Below are 246 nucleotides of genomic sequence, written 5' to 3' on the forward strand. Positions count from 1 at the left end.
TCTGAGCATCAGACCCTGTGGCGGCAGCGGTTTTGTTCGTAACAGAAGTCCATCCACTGGTTGGAGTTGCGATAATCGTCAGCGTGCCGGCCGCGGCTGAAACTGAACCAGATGTTTCACAGGTTGCGGTGACAGTAATTGATCCGGCAGATGGGATCGTAATGCCGGAAGGTAAAGACCAAGTGTAACGATTAACCGTATCCTGAATAGTACCGTTTGAGATGATTGTTCCTACATCCCCGGTGA

At 50.8% G+C, this 246-nt stretch carries 1 protein-coding gene; it reads right to left on the reverse strand.

The annotated features are described in order from the left end of the window. Positions 1-246, reverse strand: a 246-nt coding sequence (locus tag HK25_RS12105) for a baseplate J/gp47 family protein (RefSeq protein ID WP_198945986.1), incomplete at both ends; no start/stop codon positions are given.

Source organism: Acetobacter sp. DsW_059, assembly GCF_002153695.1.
GTDB classification, from domain to species: Bacteria; Pseudomonadota; Alphaproteobacteria; order Acetobacterales; family Acetobacteraceae; genus Acetobacter; species Acetobacter thailandicus.